This window comes from Candidatus Zixiibacteriota bacterium, assembly GCA_029860345.1.
Lineage (GTDB): Bacteria > Zixibacteria > MSB-5A5 > GN15 > FEB-12 > JAJRTA01.
The window spans coordinates 23,891-45,385 of record JAOUBJ010000016.1 but is presented as its reverse complement, the minus strand read 5'-3'; the positions used below and the strand labels follow the sequence as shown (position 1 = coordinate 45,385).

At 53.5% G+C, this 21,495-nt stretch carries 14 protein-coding genes; 8 read left to right on the top strand and 6 right to left on the bottom strand.

Translation table 11 applies throughout. The features are described 5' to 3' along the window. Positions 1 to 158: 158 nt before the first annotated feature. The 5 genes from OEV49_14720 (at position 159) to OEV49_14700 (ending at position 9,480) form a co-directional block, all read left to right on the top strand. Entirely contained in the window at positions 159 to 1,196 is a 1,038-nt protein-coding gene (locus tag OEV49_14720) for a hypothetical protein (GenBank protein ID MDH3892328.1), read from the top strand. Position 1,197: 1 nt separating this feature from the next. Beyond that, positions 1,198 to 2,175, top strand: coding sequence for a hypothetical protein (locus OEV49_14715; protein ID MDH3892327.1), 978 nt, complete (start codon positions 1,198 to 1,200; stop codon positions 2,173 to 2,175). 19 nt (positions 2,176 to 2,194) lie between these two features. Beyond that, complete coding sequence (locus OEV49_14710) at positions 2,195 to 4,504, top strand: hypothetical protein (protein ID MDH3892326.1); 2,310 nt, start codon at positions 2,195 to 2,197, stop codon at positions 4,502 to 4,504. A gap of 584 nt (positions 4,505 to 5,088) precedes the next feature. Then, entirely contained in the window at positions 5,089 to 6,618 is a 1,530-nt protein-coding gene (locus OEV49_14705; protein ID MDH3892325.1) for a response regulator, read from the top strand. Positions 6,619 to 6,810: 192 nt separating this feature from the next. Continuing rightward, positions 6,811 to 9,480, top strand: a complete 2,670-nt coding sequence (locus OEV49_14700; GenBank protein MDH3892324.1) for a T9SS type A sorting domain-containing protein — start codon at positions 6,811 to 6,813, stop codon at positions 9,478 to 9,480. A 217-nt stretch (positions 9,481 to 9,697) separates the two neighbouring features. Here the strand turns inward: OEV49_14700 and OEV49_14695 are convergent, their stop codons facing one another. After that, positions 9,698 to 9,985, bottom strand: a complete 288-nt coding sequence (locus tag OEV49_14695; protein MDH3892323.1) for an antibiotic biosynthesis monooxygenase — start codon at positions 9,983 to 9,985, stop codon at positions 9,698 to 9,700. Between the two features lie 232 nt (positions 9,986 to 10,217). Beyond that, the gene (locus OEV49_14690; protein MDH3892322.1) at positions 10,218 to 10,664 is read right to left on the bottom strand and encodes a VOC family protein; all 447 of its coding nucleotides are present in this window, start codon (positions 10,662 to 10,664) and stop codon (positions 10,218 to 10,220) included. A gap of 201 nt (positions 10,665 to 10,865) precedes the next feature. Between OEV49_14690 and OEV49_14685 the strand changes: the two genes are divergently transcribed. Together OEV49_14685 and OEV49_14680 are read left to right on the top strand one after the other, a co-directional pair. Then, positions 10,866 to 11,291: an SRPBCC family protein gene (locus OEV49_14685; protein MDH3892321.1), complete on the top strand. Its 426-nt coding sequence runs from the start codon at positions 10,866 to 10,868 to the stop codon at positions 11,289 to 11,291. Between the two features lie 218 nt (positions 11,292 to 11,509). Beyond that, a complete protein-coding gene (locus tag OEV49_14680; GenBank protein MDH3892320.1) occupies positions 11,510 to 13,321 on the top strand; it encodes an alpha/beta hydrolase in 1,812 nt (603 codons plus the stop codon). 190 nt (positions 13,322 to 13,511) lie between these two features. On the opposite strand, the gene OEV49_14675 is transcribed toward OEV49_14680, so the two are convergent. Both OEV49_14675 and OEV49_14670 read right to left on the bottom strand, forming a co-directional pair. Next, on the bottom strand, positions 13,512 to 15,917 hold the full coding sequence (locus OEV49_14675; GenBank protein MDH3892319.1) for an ABC transporter permease: 2,406 nt from the start codon (positions 15,915 to 15,917) through the stop codon (positions 13,512 to 13,514). Then, positions 15,910 to 16,599 (bottom strand): ABC transporter ATP-binding protein, encoded by a 690-nt coding sequence (locus OEV49_14670; protein MDH3892318.1) that lies wholly within the window; start codon positions 16,597 to 16,599, stop codon positions 15,910 to 15,912. Before OEV49_14670 ends, OEV49_14675 begins: the two co-directional genes overlap by 8 nt. A 365-nt stretch (positions 16,600 to 16,964) precedes the next feature. Here OEV49_14670 and OEV49_14665 point away from each other — a divergent pair, with 365 nt between their 5' ends. Continuing rightward, on the top strand, positions 16,965 to 17,276 hold the full coding sequence (locus OEV49_14665; protein MDH3892317.1) for a helix-hairpin-helix domain-containing protein: 312 nt from the start codon (positions 16,965 to 16,967) through the stop codon (positions 17,274 to 17,276). A gap of 209 nt (positions 17,277 to 17,485) precedes the next feature. On the opposite strand, the gene OEV49_14660 is transcribed toward OEV49_14665, so the two are convergent. Further along, positions 17,486 to 19,651, bottom strand: a complete 2,166-nt coding sequence (locus OEV49_14660) for a von Willebrand factor type A domain-containing protein (protein MDH3892316.1) — start codon at positions 19,649 to 19,651, stop codon at positions 17,486 to 17,488. 113 nt (positions 19,652 to 19,764) lie between these two features. Next, a complete protein-coding gene (locus OEV49_14655; GenBank protein MDH3892315.1) occupies positions 19,765 to 21,309 on the bottom strand; it encodes a hypothetical protein in 1,545 nt (514 codons plus the stop codon). Positions 21,310 to 21,495: the final 186 nt, after the last annotated feature.

The window sequence follows — 21,495 nt, the reverse complement described above, 5'->3', positions numbered from 1 at the left end:
TGCCCACCGCCTCTGTCCAGCCGACAAAAAGCTTGCGGCCCACCGAGAGATTGGCGTAGTTTCTGTTGGAGGGAACTAGCCGGGCAGCTTTGCCTCTACATCGGATGACACCGGCCGGTCCCTGAGACATTGTCTTGTGAAAGCGGGGTCCGAGAGTTGTGAGTAAGGATGCGCCCAAGCAGCCGATGTCGGCCAAAGCACGTCGGTTTCTGAATTCTGTTCTCTTGTTCGCGGTGCTGGTTTTGGCCCTGGTCTGGTTTAACACTCATCTGGAGCCGTATGCCCGCCATAGTCTACTCTTCGGAACGCCCCTGACGCTCTGGGGGTTTTGGCGAATCCTCAAGGAGGCGTTCGATAAGTCGGTGGCGGATCAAACCGAAGAGGCGACCGAGCGGTTCATGTCCAAACCTCTGGCTACGGAGGTTTTGGTTATCGGCCTGGTGTTGGGCGTTGTCCTGATGGGGTCGACCAGTTCAATCTACTTTGAGTATGACGGCACCGGCGCCGGCAATCAGACATTTGATATCGAAGTCGTCAGATCAGCCGACAGTGTCACCATCATGGAGCCGATGACGCTGTCCGCTTATGACGGGGTCATAGGACAGACTTTCCTGTGGAATTGGTGGGAATGGCGGTCAAAGGACATTCAAGTGAGAGTCAAAGGAGCCGATATCTATTCACCCGTGAACACTCACTTGTCCCGCTGCCGAACCGTGCGGCTGGCTATACCCGGCAAGTTAACCTCGCCCGATCTGTATCTGCTCCATTTGATTCCCGTTGGCCCTCTGTATAATAGTCTCCCGCTGCATAAGCGGCGGGCACGGATTGTGGCCACGCTTTCCATCGATGTCAATGGCCAATTGCATACTGTCGATGGTTTGCGTCGCCAGGAAGTTTTTCTCGGTTGCCCTGAACGAGAGTTGAAATGGGCGGTGTCACAAGCCGATGCGGAAGAACTCACCGATCATATTCAGGATTGGTGGCGTGAACTCAGGACTCCGGAAGAAACCGTGGTAAGGAATGCAAGGATGATGCAAAGACGACGTCTGTTGTATCCAACGCCGACTCTTAATCCCCATGACACTGTGACAATCACAGTGTCCCTGGATGACGACAGTCTTGTCAGCGGGCCATACACGGTAGTGATCGAGGAGGATACTCCGGTAAAGGTGGTCTATCTTGAGTGGAGAGAGTAAGATGACTCCAAAACGATACTCCGGTGTCCTATTGGCCGCGGTGGTTCTTGTAAGCATACTGATCGCAGGTCTTCCGACTGTTGGCCGGGCGCAGGAAACTCTACCCGAGATTGGCTTGCAAGTTGTGATCGAATCAGTGACGTTCTACGATCACTGGCACGATTCCGCCGCCGTGCGCATTCGGATCCTGGAGCAGTTCCACGCCGAGTGCAGCACCCGGTTCAGCTTTGTCAACTGGTCGACCGAAAGTACGCCAGCCGATTCCACGCAGGCCGACTCAGTGCAGAGTGATTCCGTGCAGGCCGACTCCGTGCAGGTCGACTCCGTGCAGGTTGACTCCACGCCGTTGGATTTTCAACTGCTGGTGAAAGTGGTGGGCCAGTCATACGACGTTGGTGAAGAGATCACAATGGAGTTCTATGCCTTCGTCAACGGCGCCAAGAAGCCGGTGCCCACCAAAGAGCTGGAATTATTGTACGGCAAGTTCGACACGCCCCCGAGCAACGATCCCGAGGCGTTCGGAGATACTGTCATCGCATACCTGCACGGCATGCTGAACCGAGAGTCGTTCCGACAGAACTTAATAGGAGAGTTCCTCTCCAAAGTGGCCCTGGGTCAACAATTGAACGTCGATAGCTCACTGAATCTGATCGTTTTGTTGTTACCCTGGGATGACATGCGGCTGGAGGCCGGATCGAAATTCAATGTCGAGTTTGCATCATCGGGCGTGTTCACGCAGTCGCCACCGGGTAAGATGCACCTTCGCTCCGTGTACCCGGACGGTGAAAACAAGCACATAGTGTGTGAGGTTTGCTACTTATTCCACGGTAACCTTCGTGTGAATGATTGTGGCGAGGCGTGGGTGGAGGAACTGGTCTCGGTGTTCAAGCCGTCCGCATGCAGGGACCTCCAGGTTTATATAGAACACTATGTCCAGAACACGAATCCGCCCATGATTAATGGCCGACCCGGCCCATAACGGTGTAGGCGACGGAGCTATGATGCTTACTGACCAATCAGCAGACTGCCGAACCAGAACTCTGGCCGGACTTATTATGGCCGTCATCGGTCTCTGTCTGTTTCTGCCTTCCCCGGCCTCAGCCGGTGAGTTCGATGAAATGCAGACCTCCGTCATTGCCATGTTAACCAGCGGTGATGAGTGGAGTGCTTTGGAACTATTGGCCACCGCCAAGGAGCGGTCCCAGTCATCGAATGAGCCCACCTGGCAGGCCCGGTTCCATCATCTCACAGGACTGGCTTACCAACAACTGGCCGACTCAACCCAAGCCGACTCTCTTCACCGACAGTATCTACTGCTGGCCATGGATGCTTACTACGGCGCAACTTCGCTGCTGCCCGATTACTCGGCGGCGTTGCACAATCTCGGCAAAGTCTATCAAGAGTTGGGCAATCAGGACCTCGCCTTCCGCTATCTGAAACAAGCAGTAGAGTCGGCCCCGGCGGGACAACCCTTCTACAGCGAGAGTCTGGCCAAATCGTATTTTCAAGTGGGCGATTCAACCGCGGGGTTGACATACATGGCCATGGCCGTAGCCCAGCAACCCCATCAACAGGAACGACGCGAACAACTGGTTTCACTGTTACAGGTTCAGGACAAAGAAGCAATTATCCGGTTTCTTGAGGACATGCTCAACAACGGCAATGCCCTTAGCGCCTTGGATCTGTCACTGAAACAGCTTGCCGACACCACTTGGTCCGCTTCCATCAAAAAACGACTATTCGGCATTGTAGTCGCCTCGCTTTCGCAGGGAGCTCTTCAAGCCTCGTTGGAGCTTGACAAGACTTCACAAGAACTGCTTGCCCGGTTGGCCTCCGATTCGGTGCTGGCCCCGGCGGTGTCGGTGCTGCAGGATATGCTCAGGATAGGCAACTCCGCTGATGTCGATACAACTCTCGTCGAAGGAATCACGCGCAGAGTAAGCGGGTTGGACGAGGAGCTTCAACAGCAGTTTGATCAACTGGCTGCCTGGCTTGGCGAAACCCAACTCAGACAGCAGAAGTACGAGGCGGCACAACAGTATTTGGAACTGGCCCATGCCACCGGTAACCAGCTGGATCGCGATGTGTTAATCTCCCTTTCCGATGTCTACTTTCAGACGGGCAATACCGACGAGCTACGCTGGTTGGCAGAATCTGAAGCGAGCCGGCTGTACGAAGCAAAAGGTGAATCCTATCGCCGGGGCGATCTTCCGGAAATCTATCGATATCACCGGACCCTGGGTATGATGTATACCTTGACCGAGAAGACCGGGCTAAAGGGAAGCGGTTACGCCACATCCGAGTTTCAGTTGAGCCATGCCCTGAAAGCTGCCCAGCGATACAACAGCCAGGTTGCCGAGGGCAACCGTATCCGGGTGGATGATCGGGTAGTGATCAGTCTGGCCGATACCTACGACCGAAACGACAAGCCGAAACAGGCTATGGACCTGCGCACCGAGTGGTCGGAAAACTATCTGGACATTGGGGATCGTCGGGCTGCCAATGAGGTCTTCCGTACCATCGACGTCTCCAATGTCGCCAACTCCGGTGATCAGTCCGTAAAGAAGCGGTATCGCCGTCTTAAACAAAGGCGTCCCTGGGAAACCAACATGGATCGCCAAAGGGATCGCTTCCAGTTGCAGATCGACGAACTTTCGGTCGAGGATAACGGCAGCAGCATATTTTTCGGTGCCGGCGACCGGGCCAAGAAAGTTGCCTTGATAAACATCGTGTCCGGCGACTACAATTTAATGGCCGGTCTGAACAAACTGACAACCGTCGAAGATCGGGCGGCTCGAGTCGAAATCGTTGCCGGAGTCGTCAACGATGTCATTCGTACCAGTGTGCCCTCAATCGTCAACGACGTGAAAGACCGCGAAGCCCACACCCTGCCGGATCGGGAGTCCGTAATTTTCGAAGCCCCGGTCTCACCCGAAGAGATGCGTTACACCTGCATCGCCTTCACTACCGATCAGGACCTGGTGCAAGTCGAGGCGGCTTTAGCCGACGTTGTCAACAATCCGTCCTTCTCCAGGTTGGTGGATGATGTCGACAAACTGGTGAGGACCTCGCCGAACTATTTGGTGGAGGCCGATCTGGCTATCAACCGTTACATCGCCGATCAGATATTGAGCGGATCGGCAAAAGCGGTCGACAAACCGATAGGTGTTTACCAGGGAACCTTCAGCCGAGGGGAGGCATACCCCCAGGGTATCATGGATCGCCATGCCGTTGAGGATAAGTCCGGCAATCTGAGGCTCAGGGTTTCTACGAAACCAGTCAAAAGACCTCGAGCGCGGCGGCATTAGGATTCCCACCGCCGAACTGGACGACGGGTCCGGTTTGGATTTGCTCTGTACCAATGAATGTGAGCCTGAGTTTCCCGCTATCCTCATGGTCGATCCGAACACTTCTCCGGCAGCGTTACCCGGGCTGGCGGCAGGCGAGTCGCCAGACAGCACCAGCACGGCAACGCAGGTCACTTGAAAGCTCCAGGGCTTTTTCAACAAGCCACTCCCGGCGGGTTTGAAGGTAAACCTATCCTACCTGGCTACATGCATTTGGGTGGCGCGGCTTCCCACCACTCCTTGGAAGACAAAACCACCTCCGAATAGGCTTTTTGGCCCGGACTTTCCCTGGGTAAAGTAACATCACCATCGTCCGATCTAGTACAGTAGAAGTCAGGCGTATTGCGCCCGGTACGAGCTTGGTTCGTATGCAAACGCCGACACCTCATCGAATTATATTGAGTTGCAGCTTATGACTTGTATCCAATCCGCCAAAGTCACAACTACGTGGCAGGCCTGCGTTTCGGACGTACTTGACACCGATAAACCCGAGATCGCCCGATTTGGCGATGTTTAAGACTCCCACCCCGAATGGTTGAGAGACAATGACGGACGACGAAAGACACTACCAGAGCCTTTTTGAACAGGGGCATGATCCCATTGTCATCTTTGAGCCGGAGGGTGAGGTTGTGCTGGAGGTGAATGAGTGTGCGTGTCGGGTGTATGGTTTCGATCGCTCCGAGTTTGTCGGCATGTCGCTTGAGGTCATCTCAAAAGATGTCGAACGGGGGCGGGATTGTATTCAAAAAACGCTCAACAGCAACGAGTTTCAACGGTTCGAAACGATCCAGTATCGCGCCGATGGTTCCGAATTGATTCTGAGCGTGAGTGCTTCAACAATCTCGTACAAAGGTCGTCGGGTGATCCTGACGGTCAACCGTGATGTGACGCTTCAAAAAAGGGCGGAGGCAGAGTTACAAAAAGCCAAGAGACTGGAATCGGTCGGTTTGTTAGCCGGCGGCGTGGCCCATGACCTGAACAATATTCTGGGTCCTCTGGTCGGCTACTCGGAGTTGATTCTGAGAAAGCTGCCCCCGGACAGTCCGTTGAGACGGCAGATCGACGCTATGGCCAAATCCGCCCAGAGTGCTGTCGACGTGATCCAGGATCTACTCACGTTGGCTCGTCGTGGCCGCTATGAACTTGTTCCGATGGACCTCAATGAAGTGATTACAGACTATCTGGAATCCCCCGGTTTTCGAAAGATTGTCGAGGATACGCCCGGGGTGTCGGTGGAGAAACGGCTCGAATCGAGTCCGCCGCTCATCAAGGGTTCGGCGGCTCATTTGGGCAAAGTTCTCATGAAGCTGGTCTTGAACGCCATCGAATCCATGAGCGATGGCGGTACTCTGACCATTGAAACCAGTTGTTACGAAGGCGGCCGTCTCATTTCGGGATACGATGCCATCACGCCCGGGCCGTACCTGGTCTTGAAAGTTCGTGACACCGGCTGCGGTATCTCCGCCGAGGAACTGGACAGAATCTTCGAGCCGTACTATTCTACCAAGAGGATGCAAGGTCTCTCAGGCAGCGGCTTGGGCCTTTCGGTCGTCTACGGAGTGGTGAAAGATCACGACGGCTACTACGACATTTTGTCCCAAGAGGATGCCGGAACGGAGTTCATACTGTACTTCCCCGTGACCAAAGAAGCCCGACCTGAGCCAAAGTCCCCTTCAAATTGTGCGGGCGGTCACGAAACAGTTTTGGTGGTCGACGATGACAAAGCCCAGCGAGAGATGGCCAAAGACATTCTCGGTGGTCTCGGTTATCAGGTCAGCCTGGCCCGCAACGGCAGGGAGGCGGTCGCGAGCCTGAAGAGTCAGCCGGTTGATCTGGTGGTGCTCGACATGATAATGGAGGAGGGCTTCGACGGCCTGGATACCTACCGACAGATCGTGGCGGATCGACCGGGTCAAAAGGCGATTATCGTAAGCGGATTCTCGGCCTCTGAGCGCGTGGGAGAATCCCAAAGGCTGGGGGCCGGCGCTTACTTGAAAAAACCTTACGACATTCAGAGTATCGCCGCCGCCGTCCGGCTTGAGTTGGACAAAGTGACGGCCTCGGCTACTATCTAACAGGGATATCCACCTGTCACTTCACACATAATAAGGGTACCGAAGCGCATTTGGCAAAGAAGGGCAGGCCCGAAAACAGACCTGCCCGGCCGGCGTGTCACCCTTACGTCTCTCCCGTCGTCCATTTTCAAGTTGGACAAATCCAAAATCCTCCTATATTGGATATAACAAAGCACTCGGAGGTCCCCAATAGTGACAAACAGATTTGTTTGTTGGTCCTTATGGATCGTTGCGATTCTGGTTCTGTCGGCCGGTCCCGGTATGGCCGGCGTGGACATCCAGTTTTCCAGTCCGATGGTTGTGGATTCGACCGTCGACGCGGTGCCCGCCGTTGACATGACATCGCCTATCTGTACTCACATAGTAGGTCTCTGTGAGGGTCCCGATTTCAACCTGCTGCTGATGGCAGTTTCCAGAACAACCATGTTTGTTCGGATAGACAAACAGGGTGATCTTATTGACACCCTTCCACGGGTATATCGCGACCTGGAACTTAGCCTGGGCTACTTCAACACCTTCAGATATGTGGCCTCTGCCTGGTGCCAACCGTATTTCTACATTTTCGAGACTCGTCAGGATTCGTTGTTCTATACGCGGATGGACGAGCAATTGAACCAAGTGGACGCTGCACCGGTTATGTTACTCTCACCGGATGATTTCGAAGGAAAACTGGTCATCGACGGTTGTGATGTATGGCTTGTCGATAGAGGTGGGTCAAACGGTATCAAGCCCATAGTCACCCTTATACAATTACCATCATTGGAGCCGGTTTTTGAAAAACTGGTAGTGCCGGTGGACGTTTGGTCGTCGTGGGACTGGGCGGCTTCGGACGGTTTGTATCTGACCATTCGAAACGACGTCGACTCGGTATTCATGGCCAGACATGTGTCCCGAGAGGGGACCGTTGAGATTCTTCCAACTACTTCGTATGCCTATCTGGACACGGTCAGATTTCGACATGACAGTATGATCCCTTTTGGCGCTGATTCGGTACTCTACAAGTTGTTCGATGTGCGAAGTGACACCAACATCGTTCTCTATTACACCGTGCTTTCCTTGAAAGATAGGTCTGACACGGTTGAGTTGAAACGTCTCGTGCTTCCCAATATGTCTACAGATAATGCCTATTTCCCCGCCCATGGCGGGATGATTGACGGACCCTACCTGCTTATTCCCGGCAGATACAACTCAGGTGCAGAGAATTCTGCTTACCTGATCCAGGTGGACCTGACCACTTCTACAGTCGCAGCCAACGGTCCGATAACCGGTGAGCTTGATGGACCCTATCTCCCTGATCTTCAAATGACGTCAGACGCCAATTCGATGTACTTCTTCTTTTCCTACTACTGCAACGCCTCGCGGTTGACCCTGGCCAAGTCTGACCCGTTGGTAGCATCTTCAGTCGAACCGATCTATTACACCTCAACGAACTATCGTACACCCACCATCTGTTTGGACTCTTCCGGTTTGCTTATGTGCGTCCAACGTCTGGATTCGTTGGGTGAGAGTTTTCAGGCTTATAGGTTCGTCGATCCGATGAACCTCCAGGCCAACACCGCGATCACCGTGTCGGGCGGCGAGGGTGTGGCATATCGTCCATGGCTGTATGATCTTGGAGAATTCAACGGTCTGGTCTGGTTGGACGTTATCCCTGATTTTGAAACAAGTCCGTACTTTGTTCAAAAGTTCACCGCTTTCAGCGGTGATGTGGCCGATCTGGATACCTACGTAAAGCTCGCCGATGTACCAAGGACTCTTTGGAACCGCCAGCGACATAAATCAGATATCTGGTTGCAGGACTCCTTCGCGATCCTGAATGCCCCCATAATGGTTGGGGGCAATGATTATGGAAGCGGCACATACAACTGGTTGCATCGGCTTGGTATCCCCAATTGGCAGGACCACTCGGTGCTGTATGGATATCCCTCAGGCGGAAGTCCCGCCCTTTGTGATTATGGCGACTCAGCAGTAATAGTAGCGTCTGATGTTTGGGTCACCGGCTATAACCACCACGGATTTCCCGATTCCTACGACGGCGACTACAAGGGCTATGTTGTAAAAGATGCTCAACCGGTGAAGGAGATGGGCCTCGATCCTGTCGGTTCGATAGACTGGTGTCCGCTTGATGTATTTCCCGCCGTGCTCGGTCAAGAGCAGGTGCTTAGCCTGAGTTGTGTTGATGAGCTTGTTACGTTCACTGAAGCGGGCGGGAGCTTCCAGCCGCTTTTCGATCTTGCACCTTACACTCATGGTGGCTACATCGACGCCGGAGGATTCGACCGAGGCAGCCTGAAACCGATTGAGACGAATGACTATTATGTAGTGGTGCTTCAAGGAGGACACCTTCAGCATGTAAAACTACTGGTCTTCGATAAGACCTTCAACTATGTAGACAGCGCTCGTGTGCATTTTGAGGGGATATTTAACGAACTTTCCGAAGTTGTCTATCTGCCTGACGACGATGCGTTGGTCTTCGCCTATTCAGCCTGGCTGCCCCATCCGTTCGGCGCGCACCGCGTAATCATTCAGTCGGCTCGATTTATGGGACCGACCTCTGTTGAAGACCAACCCGAGAGGGTACCCGAACACTTTTTGACGTGTTCCAATTATCCTAACCCGTTCAACGCATCGACTACAATCGAGTTCTCACTTAGTCATCAAGCATCCGTGGTCATTACTATTCGCAATATTCTGGGACAGAAAGTGGTTGATCTCGTGAACGGTGTCAGGCAAGCCGGATCACATCAGGTCAGTTGGGAAGGAATAGATTCAAAGGGACGACCTGTTTCCTCGGGCGTTTACTTCTATCAAATCAAGGCGGCCGGATACCTTCAGACCCACAAGATGATGTTACTTAAGTAGAGAAGCATCCAGGACGTATGCGGGCACGTTTCGAGAAGTATAGACACACCCATCCAACAGGATGATCCCGTTCACCCGGACTTCCGGGCTTTTCGTTTAAGTTTCCGATTGCGTGTGGTGTCGCGGCGACCCCGCCCGACACCCGTCGCCCACGACCCCGTGGCCGTCAGGCGAGTCGCCTGACAGCACCTGCAAAATGTTGGTATGTCGGGTCGGGTCACACCTTTCCGAAGTCGACCTGTTTGAAAAACTCAACCTGAGGTTCCTCGGCTACGCCGGCACGTTCCATCGCTGCCTTCAGTTCAGGCGAGCGCAAAAAGGTCTCAGCCTTCTCGGTACTCTCCCACTCGAAGAGCAAAACCAAATCGTTCGGGTCGGTGCTGGGGTGGAGGATGCGGTAGGATTTCTCGCCTGATGATTTGCGTGTTTCGGCGAAGGCATCGAACTCCGTCTTCCAACTTGTGTAGTCGTTCACTTTGTGGCGAATAATGATCGGTATCATCATGACTCCTTCGTTTATTCGTTAGCTTGCTTCTACTTTTCCAACCGGGCCCCACCCGACGCAAAGACTCAGGGCGGGGTACCACAGCGCTTCTGTTCTCATCAGAGAGTACGCACCAAAAACTGGAGTTGTTAGCTCTATATTGCCGTTGTGGCGCCAGGACCCTGCGAAACCCTACATATGACACAGCCTGTGCGCTCAGTGTGACAGAACAGGTGCATACAGCCACCGCGTGTTACGCCTGCTGTTTCTTATAGTGTTCAGCCGCGCGACGGGCCATTTCGTCCGGGGGGACGTCCTCGATATGAGTACCAATCCACCAGAGATTGCCGCAGGCATCTTTCACCCCGGCGTTGCGGTCACCATAGAACTGGTCGGCCGGTTCCATCACCGATGTGGCCCCGGCCTCAAGCGCCGCTTTGTAGGCTGCGTCGGTGTCCGGGAGGTAAAGGTAGATCGACGCGGGCATGGATGGGTGTTCCGGTTTGGTCTCGCCCATCATGATTATGGAGTCACCTATTCTCATCTCGGCGTGCGAGACAACCCCTTCGGGGGTCGAATGGACCTCTACTTCTTGTGCGTTGAACGCCTGTTTCAAAAAGTCGATACACTTGGTGGCGCCCTCGACCACGAGGTATGGAGTCACGGTGTGGTAACCGTCGGGAACATGTTTTACAGCCATTGTGAATTCTCCTTTGTTTAGAACAGAGAACACGCCGGGGACTGATTTGTTTCCGACCCCGTTCGGGGTACGACCTCCGTCATGGACTAATAATGTCTACGTTTTGTCCGACATCTTTCGTATTGTCATCATAATGGCAGCCTGCCGCTATCTGCAAACGCGGAGGCTACTCCGCGCGCAAAACTGAAAGGAGCACCCAACATGGGACAGACAAATCAATCGATAACCATTCAGGCCCCGGTCGCAAAAGTGTGGGAAGCAATCAGCGATTTCCATGATGCGAGCTGGGCGCCGAATGTGATCACCGAACTCAAGCCGGTCGGCGATAAGCCGGGCGACCAGGTCGGCTCCAAAAGAGTGCTCAACGGCGTCTTTCACGAGACACTCTTGACCTTGGACAACGATCAATACAGCTTCTCGTATGCGATCACCGACGGTCCGTCGCCGCTTTCCCAGGACGAAGTGGACAATTTCACCGGTTTCGTGAAACTCAGTCCGGACGGCAAAAACGGCGGGACGCAGGTCCAGTGGTCATCGTCCTGGCAGAAAAACGATGAGCCAGTTCACGAATTCTGTAACCCTATCTATGATGCCCTTCTTAACGACATGAAGAAGAGCCTGGAGTAATAGGTCGGGTCCTTTATGGACCTGACTTCCAGGTCGGGACCACAATCGGCCGTAGCGGACTGACCTACCGGCTCGACTTTCGGACCCCTTCAGAGGTATCCTGGAGATAACTGTTGCCCTGTGCGGAGTGATGCCATACCATAAAGAGGTTAACGCCACAAAGTCGAATGCGAATATAACCAGGCACCGGCGAACTGTTCGCCAAGGAGGGTAACACGATGCCGAAACGTAAATGGGAAACAAAAGCAAAGGCCGATCTTCCGGACATCCGTGACTGGATGTATTCACCCCCTCTCATCCAACTCGAAGAGTACATCGATCCTCCGAGGAATCTTCACATCCTTGACCAGGGGAGAGAAGGAGCATGCACCGGATTTGCCATGGCCGCCGCCATCAACCACCTTTACGCACAGGCCGGACAAGACACCACGGTCAGCGCCCGCATGTTGTACGAGATGGCCAAGGTTCACGACGAGTGGCCGGGCGAAGACTATGGCGGTTCCAGTCTGCGCGGCGCCATCCATGGCTGGAAATATATGGGTGTCTGTTCGGAAGAAGAGTGGCCCTACTTTGTAACGAAAAAGAGGAAGGGAAGCCTGACCATCCAAAAGGCCAAGGATGCGCGCAGCCACACTATTGGATCCTACTACCGCTTGAAGCCGGAAATAACCGACTATCACGCCGCTCTCAACGAGACCGGGGTGATCGCAGTATCGGCTAAGGTACACGCCGGTTGGAACGCTCCTAAGAATGGACGGATTAAGCTGACCAGTCCCGATGATGGTGGTCACGCCTTTGCCGTAGTCGGCTACAACGAAGAAGGTTTTTGGGTGCAGAATTCCTGGGCGCGGTCCTGGGGTGAAAACGGTCTGGCCCTGTGGACCTATGAAGACTGGGCGACCAACCTGATGGATGGCTGGGTATTTCGCCTGGCTCTACCGACGCCTCAGATTTTCGGTATGCGGCCGGGTTCCACCGTGGAGATCGAAGAGGGAACCGGCCGAGCCAAAAAACCGGCCGTCAGCCGTTCGGAGATTGCCGGCCACTTCATTCATATCGACGACGGTGCCTACAAAGAGACTGGGCGATACTGGAGCAATCGAGATGATGTCGAGCAGACGGCCGAGCTCGTGGCCAACGAAACCAAATACAAACATCTATTGGTCTACATGCACGGTGGATTGAATTCGCCGTCCGCATCGGCCCGCCGGATAGCCGCGATGAAGAATGTGTTCAAGTTGAACGGCATTTACCCCTTCCACATCATGTACGACACCGGTCTCGCCGAAGAGCTGAAGGATCTCATCCTGCGCAAGAAAAAAGCATCGGCGGAGCGCGTAGGCGCCATCAGTGACTTCTCCGACTGGCTCCTGGAAAAGATGCTTGGCATACCGGGTACACTTTTGTGGAATGAGATGAAACAGGATGCCCACGATGCATTTGACAAGAATAACGGCGCCGGTACCGATGCCCTGGAGCGATTCGTCTCGCATATTCGGCGTAGCGGCAGACGCATGAAAATTCATCTGGTGGGACATAGTACCGGCGCAGTGGTGATTGCCCATCTGCTTCGAACCATGAGGCAGCAGCAGATTCAGATCGCGTCCTGCTCACTCATGGCGCCGGCCTGTTCGGTCGATCTGTACAACGAAGCGTACTTGCCGGTGTTGCAGGGCAAGACGAAACTTAAACTCACCGATTTGACTATCTACAACCTGAATAAAAAACTGGAAGAAGATGATACCGTTACCCTCTACAAAAAGTCGTTACTGTATCTGGTATCCAACGCTTTCGAGTCAAAGAAAGAGCAACCGATTTTGGGCATGGAGAAATTCAATGACAAGGACCAGGTCAAACGAGTGAGATCTCTCCCTCAGTTTTTCTATTCCAACGGTAGCAGCGGCCGGCGCACCCGCAGCACCACGCACGGCGGGTTTGACAACGACGAGTTTACCATGAATCATATCCTCAGACGTGTGCTCGGAGAGGCACCGGCCCATCCTTTCACCGAGGACGGCTTGAAGTACTGAGAAAAGCAGCAGGTCAGGTCCTTCGTGGATATGACAGCCGGAGTTCCCCCAAGTAGGTCAGGACCCTTGTGGTCCTGACAAATGCGTCAGGTCCCTAAAGGACCTGACCTACCTCTCGCCCTTTGCACCAATCCCAATGCCTCACTGTGAGAAGGGCCAGAGGGCCGTTTATGGCGGATTTATCACCGTGCTATTCGTACTTTATCGCCTTTACCGGATTCGACCGGGCCGCTCGGATGGCCTGGAGACTTACCGCCAAGAGAGCTATCAACAACGCCGTGAGTCCGGAAGCGGCAAAGATGCGCCAGTCGACTGAGATGCGATAAGCAAACTCGGCCAGCCAGCCATCCATCACATAGTAAGCCACCGGTGCACCGACGACATTGGCCAGAACCACCAGCACCAGAAACTCCTGCGAAAGAAGTCTGATGATGCCGGCGACCGAAGCGCCCAGTACTTTGCGGATACCTATCTCCTTGGTGCGTTGCTCAGCCGTGTAGGACGATAAACCCAACAGTCCCAGGCAACCGATAAAGACAGCCAGCAAACAGAAGGTCAGGGCGATCTTGCCAAGCTGTTCTTCCATTTGATACTGGAGGTCGAAAGACTCATCGAGGAAGAAATAGTCAAAGGCCCGGCTTGGCGCCAACTCCTTGAATTTGTCCTCCAATCGACCAACAATCTCGCTGATGTCCCCCCCGGCTATCCGGGCCGAGAAAGTCTCTAAACCATCCTGTAGATTCCCGATGTACAACGGCACGATCTCGGCGCGCAGAGATTCGAAGTGGAAGTCTTTCACCACGCCGACAACGGTGCGATCTACAAAAGCGATTCCCGAATCGTTATGGACCCTCTGCTGGATAGTTTTGCCGATTGGATTCTCCCAGCCGAATCGACGGACGGCAGCTTCGTTGATAAGACAAGAGGAACCGCTGTCTGTGGTCAGGTCGGCGGAGAAATCTCGTCCGGCGGCCAACTCCATGCCGAGTGTGGATAAGAAATTGTGGTCGACGTTGATATTTGCCATCAACTCCTGCTCATCCTCGGCGTACCCTTCCGGGTGGAAGTTGGTCATGCTGTAGCCGTTGCCGGGGGTGCCTTGTGATGCTGCGATTGCGACGACGCCGGGAACTTTTGCGAATTCGGCTCTCAACGACTCCATCGAAACTTGTTCGGTGTCACTCGGGTTGGGGAAGATCACAACGTGCTCTTTGTTAAAACCGAGCGCCCTGTTTTTCATGTACTCCACCTGGCCGAAGATGGTGATGGTTCCGATTATCAGTATGACTGATATGGTAAACTGAGATACCACCAGGATGCGTCGGAATTTCGAGTTCGATGCACCTGCGGTCAGAGTGCCTTTCAGGACTTTGACCGGTCTGAACGATGACAGGAACAATGCCGGGTAGCTGCCGGCTACCAGTCCGACCAGGATGGCCAGCCCGACCAGTGCCGGAATCATCCATATCGGTTGGGTCATATCGAAAACAAGGTTGCGTTGGGCGAGTGAATTAAACAGAGGCAGTGCTATCGGCACCACAGCAATAGTGAGTACAACAGCAAGGAAGCTGTAAAGCAACGATTCTCCCAGAAACTGGCCGACCAGTCGGCTACGCGCTGCGCCGAACGCTTTGCGCATGCCTATCTCCCTGGCCCGCCCGGCTGAACGAGCGGTGGAAAGATTCACGAAGTTGATGCACGCAATCAGCAATATGAAAACGGCGATCGCGGAGAATAGATAGACGTAGGTTATGGCGCCGGTCTGGGCGGTGTCGCTGCCGAAATCTGAGTACAGATGGATCTCGGCCAGCGGCTGAAGGAGCAAGGTAAGGGTGGCGCCTACCTGTTTGAGTGTCTCGCCCAGGTTTTCATCGATGATCCCGGCTGCCTGGGCCTCGACTTGTCGAGGGTCGGCGCCGTCGGCCAGCAACAGGTAAGTAGGGTTGCCCATGGCGCCCCAATGTTCGTGGGGGCGACTATCTTGAGCGTAAAGGGTCTCAAATGAGATCAGAAAATCAAACTGGAGGTGCGAGTTGTCGGGCATGTCGGCCATGACACCGGTAACAGTATAATCGAACTGGTCGTCAAACCGAAGCACCAGACCAACCGGATTCTGGTCGCCGAAGTACTTGTGCGCGGTTTCCTCAGTCAGCACGACACTGTTGGCCGTCGATAGAACAGTTTTTTTGTCACCGATGCTTATGGGAAATGTAAACAGATCCAGCAGCGAATTGTCGGCGTAGAAAAAGTCCTCCTCGAAGAATTGCTTATCCTCAAAGGTCACAGAAGACCGGTTGCCGGGTCTGATTCTGGCTGCGTTGAGTACTTCGGGAACCTGTTCCACCAGGGCCGGGCCCCACGGTGCTCCCGCCGATGGAGTGCGTCGATCAGCGCCGCCGAGGGTCAGATGGTGGTAGATACGATAGATGTTTTGGCCGTTCTCGTTGAACTGATCGAAACTCAATTCCGCGTGAACCCACAACATGATCAACACACAGCAAGTCATACCGACAGCCAGCCCGGCAATATTGGTCAGGGAGTAGCCCTTGTGTTTTTTCATGCTGCGCAACGCTATTTTGAGATAGTTTCTATACATGGGCGCTCCTCACAATGTTTTCTGTCGCCACCTGTCCGTCGAACAAGTGAATAACACGACCGGCATAGTCACCGTAGGCAGGCGAGTGAGTCACCATGACCACGGTTGTGCCCTGTTCATTCAGCTCGGTGAGCAGACTCATCACTTCATCGCCATGGGAGGAGTCCAGATTACCGGTCGGTTCATCGGCCAAAATCAATTTGGGTTGGGCCACCACAGCCCGTGCCACCGCCACGCGTTGCTGTTGGCCGCCCGATAGCTGTTGCGGAAAGTGATTTCGGCGCGGCGTGATATTCATTTGGGCCAGCGTTTCCTCCACCCGCTCTTTGCGACTGGCGCTGGATTCGCCCAGATAGAGCAGAGGCAGCTCGATGTTCTCAAAAACGGTCAACTCATCGATCAGGTTGAAACTCTGAAAGACAAATCCGATATTTCGCTTGCGCAAGCCGGCCCGCTCTCGTTCGGAATGGTTGGCAACAGGTTGATCGAGAAAGTAATACTCACCACCTGAGGGATTGTCCAACATTCCGAGGATATTCAAAAGTGTCGACTTGCCGCAGCCCGATGGACCCATGATGGCCACAAACTCGCCGCTCTCGACACTGATGTTGACACTGTCCAGAGCGGTCGTCTCGACCTCCTCGGTGCGATAGCGTTTTACCAAATCGGCGGTTCTAATCATCTGTCTCTCCTTCGTCCACACTCAGGCAGTTGTCTTTGCATGAGTGCTATTGTTCGTAGTACGTAATTGACTGTTAGTGAAAACGGTGTTGAGGACCAGCGTTTCGTTTTCGACAGTGAATCTCCTTTGTCTTCATAGACGCATGTTTGTGGCCGAACACACACGGCTCCCGCCGCAGTTCGGTCCGATTCAATTGTCTCACGCCGCTGGAAAATGCAACCGGTCTGTCATGCCGCAAAATGGCCCGAAAGACCGAGTGTAAATACACGTATCTACATTTCGTAATGAGCACCCGGATGTTTCAAAAAAGATCAGATTACTTCTGTGGTGATTAGCAGATTGGCGGCGAAGGACTTGGCCAATATGTGATAGACTACGATCTTGCCGGCGCCTATATTGGGCGGATGATTGAACAACGAAAACTTATCGACTTGGTTTCGGTGGGACCGGCCACGCTGAGTGACTTTGACGATCTTGGAATCACGGAAGTTGAGCATCTGCTTGACAAGAATGCCCGCGAATTGTACGAGCAGATGCAAAAGATCAAGGGGCAAAGACTTGACCCCTGCTGCGAGGACGTTTTTCGGGCGGCTATTGAGCAAGCCAGAGACCCCAACTTGGCCCCTGAAAAACGGGTGTGGCATTATTGGTCCAAGGTGCGCAAGGGTGACATGTAACTTTTGATGTGAAGCTGGGATGCTCTGTCGAAACCTGCCTTCGGCAGTCCTTCGGATCAGGGGTTTCGACCTACGAAGGCTCACAGGCTGTTCATAAAGGAAACGACGGGTCCCTCCCTCCGCCATCAGCGGAACCAAAACCCGTCGCAACACAGGGTCAAGCCCTGTTTTTCGCGCTATGCGCGTAGCGCCAAAGACCCATTTATGGGTTACCTTTCGGCCAGGATGTCGCCATGCCGTCGAGCCATGTCGATGAGGTTTTTCAGTTCTGCAATCTGTTTGTCGTTGCCATCTATTTCGTCCAATACCGCACGGACCGACGACAAGCTGGAACCACGCGCCCAATACGACTCGCGCAGGATTTCGGAAAACTCCGCCGATGCCGCGGCCAGTTTGAAATCGTCCGAGGCGTTTTTGAACTGCTTGTGAAAAACATTGTACCGGATCGGCGTGCGAACTTCGGTCACTTCATCCATCTGCGGGTTTTTGTAACGAATGTACACACTGCCCAGGTCCACCGCTCGTCGGTGTGTTATGAGATTCACTTCGTATAGCGCCGTCACCTGGTGACCGGCCCCGATCTCGCCGCCGTCCTCGCGATTGTCGCGGAACTTGTGATCGGCCACATCGCGGTTCTCATAACCGAGCAACCGATAACTGCTCACCACCTCCGGATTGAAATCGACCTGGATCTTGACATCGCGCGCGATCACCTGAAGAGTGCCGGACAGTTTGTCGACAAACAGACGCCTCGCCTCGTCCATGTCATCGATGTAGGCATACTGACCGTTGCCGTTATCGGCCAACTTTTCCATGAGCACGTCGTTGTAGTTGCCCATGCCGAAACCAACCGTAGTCAGAGTGATGCCTTGGTCGGCGCAACGTTTGATCATCTTGACCAACTCATCGGGACCGGTCTGACCGACATTGGCCACACCGTCGGAGCAGAGAATAACCCGGTTGGTACGTTTTGGATCGAACATGCCATTGGCCATTTGATAGCCGAGACGAATACCTTGCTCGGCGTAGGTCGATCCGCCCGGGAAAAGCATTTGGATTTGGTTGATGATCTGTTTGCGATGGCGGACAATCGTCGGCTGCAAAACTGCATTGCCGGTTGAACCGTAGGTGACGATACCAACCCGATCACCCCACGTCAGTTGGTTAACCAGTAGTTCCAGCGAATGTTTCACCATTGACAGACGGTTTTCACGACCCATCGATCCCGAGACATCTATCACAAACACCAGGTTGGCCGGTTTGCGGCTTTCTTCGTCGAACTCACGCCCGCCAATGCCGATCCTGAGCATACGGCAATCGTCACCGAACCGCGAAGGGGCGCCCTCCATCTGAATGGAGAAAGCCTCGCCGGTTTTCGGCTGATGATAGTCGTACTCGAAACGGTTGACAAATTCCTCCACGCGCACGGCATCGCTCGGCGGGAGATGACCACGTTCCAAGTAGCTGCGGGTAAGGGTGTATGATGCATCGTCGACATCGATGGCGAAAGTGGAGAGAGGGTCGCTATCGGTGTTTACAAAAGAATTGGTGCCGTAGTTTTGAAAGAACATGGCGTCAAATGGCGGTCCATCGAGGTAGTCGGACTCGTCGTGGCCCGGAGGATAGTAACCGGTGCCGCAACGGGGCTGCGGGGTCGGTTGCTGCGGTCCGCGGGGCGTGCGGATAAGCTTCTGCGTTGTCGTTGACTGAGGTGTTACGGGGGCACACAAATTAAGTCCGACCTGGCTGCCTTGCTCGGCTTCAGCAACAGATTCCCTGCGGTCGGCCTGGCCGCCGGCTGGATCGCCGGTGGGATCACCTTTGGCTATGTTTGCAACCTCGCCGGACCGACTGCCGCGAATGAAAATCTCGCCGTCTTTGTTGGTAACGACGCCGGCAACCTGGGCAAGTAACTCATCAACAGATGTTACCGGTCGTGGTGTCGTGATCTTCTCTTTAATGATAGTCACTCGATCGGAAGTTTCAAGCTTGGAAATGAGGTCGTCCTCAGCCCTGACAGTGATCGTCTGGCCAATGGTGGTCAGTTTCTTTTCAAGCTTAGCAGATACTTCGATGGTCATATTGGGTTTTACTTCGATCTGGGTGACTTCCACAATGTTGAAATCCAGGTGAGCTACTTTCAGGGTATAAATCCCCGGCTGCAGCCGTCGAATGACATACTTGCCCTCAGGATCGGTCATAGCGCCGAAGTGGGTGCCGATGACCATAACCGAGGCGCCGATTATACCTTCGCCGGTTTCTTTGTCGGTGATGGTTCCTTTGATCTGGCCGGTTCCGACGGCATTGATAATGACTGTCGAGCCGACCATCAGGACGACCGCCAGCAGACACGGGAGCAGTTTGTTGCGGAGCATTTTCCACCTCCTTGACAGGGTGCGTTGGCGTTAGAACTGTCTTTCAGGAGGGGATACAGGTTAAAGACGGTTATCTTCCCGGAAATGTTTAGTTTGGGGTGGACGACGAGACTTTAGCAGTCCGATTTGGAGGGAGCTTTGGACACCCACAGTGACATCCAGATGCCCATAGCCACGGTGGCGGCAAACAGAGAGGCTGCGGCAATGAACAAGTATTTGTTCAGTACGACGTAATTCCACTCTTGAGAACAGACTGTGTAAAGGAACGCGAGAACTATAACTAGCGGTGTTGTCCAATAAAGGAAAGTCCAGATGGGAGCGGGCTTTGTCAGGTCCTCCGGTTTGCAGGTGAGCAGTTTCGCGCTGGCAAACACCGTAATACTCAGGCAAGTCAAAAAAACAACAAGGTAACCTGTGGATGGGAAATAATCGCGAGAATAGGCACCTGACAGGTAACTCAGAACCACAAAATTGCCCAGTATCAGAAACGGACTTGCAACCATCCAGCAATAACAACGCTTCAAGTCCGTGGTCTGAGTCCTCAAGGTGCCAGCCCCCTTCGGTAAGTCCCGAGATAACCTAATGGCGACATTGTGGAGTTCCTTAAACATTTGCCATGCGGAAACTGCACACATGGAAGCCGCGAATAGCATTACAGGGATAATCCATCCTACCAGAATTCTAATTGGTGAACTATCAAATGTCTCCGTCGAACAGTGTTGCTGATAGTCCAGAAAGACATTATCCAATATGTAAGCAATAATACCACAAGCAATCACCAAGTATGGGGCAAGAAGGAAGACAATTATACGTTGATGAAACCTAAGGTTACCTTGGACATTCTTTCCGAGAGGTCTCCACTCCAGGAAGAAGAACGCATTCGCTACGAGCGGGGCAAGTTTGGAACGGTCCGGGAAGAATTGTCTGCAAATCAGTATAGACTCACCTGCTTTGGAGAACGCACCCTTGAGCCAGATCACCATGAAGGCCAGGATTATCGACACTGGGCCAAACACATCCTCTATTTGCAGGCTGGCCCCTATAAGCGGTAGTTGATACTTTCGGCGTCCCACGCGCCGACCTCTTGTTTCCTCGTTCACCCGATATCGGTCACGTACTTCCTGTAATGCAAAGGCGATTCGGTGAGGCAGTCGGAGCGTTTCCAGTTTCTTAAGTGATGTAGCGTATCCGTTCAGAGAGTCCAGCTTGATATCCATTGAGTCAATGAGATTCAACTCTTCCACAAAACTACGAAGATACCACTCGCTTTGCCATGTAGCCAAAGCGTCAAGACGATTATCCAGAGCATACCCTATGGAGTCTTTGTCCACTAGCTTTTTAACAGTTATGCTGTCACGATCGAGGATTTCGCCGCAGTGGTTAAGGGCCAGACTTGTAAGAGCCTCACACAAAGGGTTTGGATTTGTTGCTCTGTCCCTCGACATGTCACCTTTGGCGATTGTAGCCAATTGCTGGGCAAAAATCTCCTGGGAAGCCGAGGGTCTCAGTGGTTGCCATCCAAAGACCTGCTCGAATATGAGGATGAACAGGAATCCACAGATTATGCTAATAGTGAACAGAATTGCACGTGCACCACGGACGTTTTCATAAACTGTCAGGAGTGCAGATCGTTGCGAGTGAGTTAGTTGCTCATCCATTCGGACACAAGACCTTTCATCGCAGCTACCCGTTGTTTTCTTGAAACCTGGTGCAGTAAGTATAGGTTGGCCCTACCCGAGTTGCAAGACATAATTCGATTCTCCGGATGATCCGGGACTGAAGAATCCCCAAGGGCGGCCTTATTGTGTTTGCTCTGGTGATGGCAGCCCAGTATCTACGCCCCC

Bases quoted from the DNA above. Each gene is read 5' to 3' on its own strand.
- OEV49_14685 (MDH3892321.1), top strand. From the start codon at position 10,866: ATGGGACAGACAAATCAATCGATAACCATTCAGGCCCCGGTCGCAAAA.
- OEV49_14705 (MDH3892325.1), top strand. From the start codon at position 5,089: ATGACGGACGACGAAAGACACTACCAGAGCCTTTTTGAACAGGGGCAT.
- OEV49_14715 (MDH3892327.1), top strand. From the start codon at position 1,198: ATGACTCCAAAACGATACTCCGGTGTCCTATTGGCCGCGGTGGTTCTT.
- OEV49_14655 (MDH3892315.1), bottom strand. From the start codon at position 21,309: ATGGATGAGCAACTAACTCACTCGCAACGATCTGCACTCCTGACAGTT.
- OEV49_14660 (MDH3892316.1), bottom strand. From the start codon at position 19,651: ATGCTCCGCAACAAACTGCTCCCGTGTCTGCTGGCGGTCGTCCTGATG.
- OEV49_14710 (MDH3892326.1), top strand. From the start codon at position 2,195: ATGATGCTTACTGACCAATCAGCAGACTGCCGAACCAGAACTCTGGCC.
- OEV49_14680 (MDH3892320.1), top strand. From the start codon at position 11,510: ATGCCGAAACGTAAATGGGAAACAAAAGCAAAGGCCGATCTTCCGGAC.
- OEV49_14670 (MDH3892318.1), bottom strand. From the start codon at position 16,599: ATGATTAGAACCGCCGATTTGGTAAAACGCTATCGCACCGAGGAGGTC.
- OEV49_14675 (MDH3892319.1), bottom strand. From the start codon at position 15,917: ATGTATAGAAACTATCTCAAAATAGCGTTGCGCAGCATGAAAAAACAC.
- OEV49_14690 (MDH3892322.1), bottom strand. From the start codon at position 10,664: ATGGCTGTAAAACATGTTCCCGACGGTTACCACACCGTGACTCCATAC.
- OEV49_14695 (MDH3892323.1), bottom strand. From the start codon at position 9,985: ATGATGATACCGATCATTATTCGCCACAAAGTGAACGACTACACAAGT.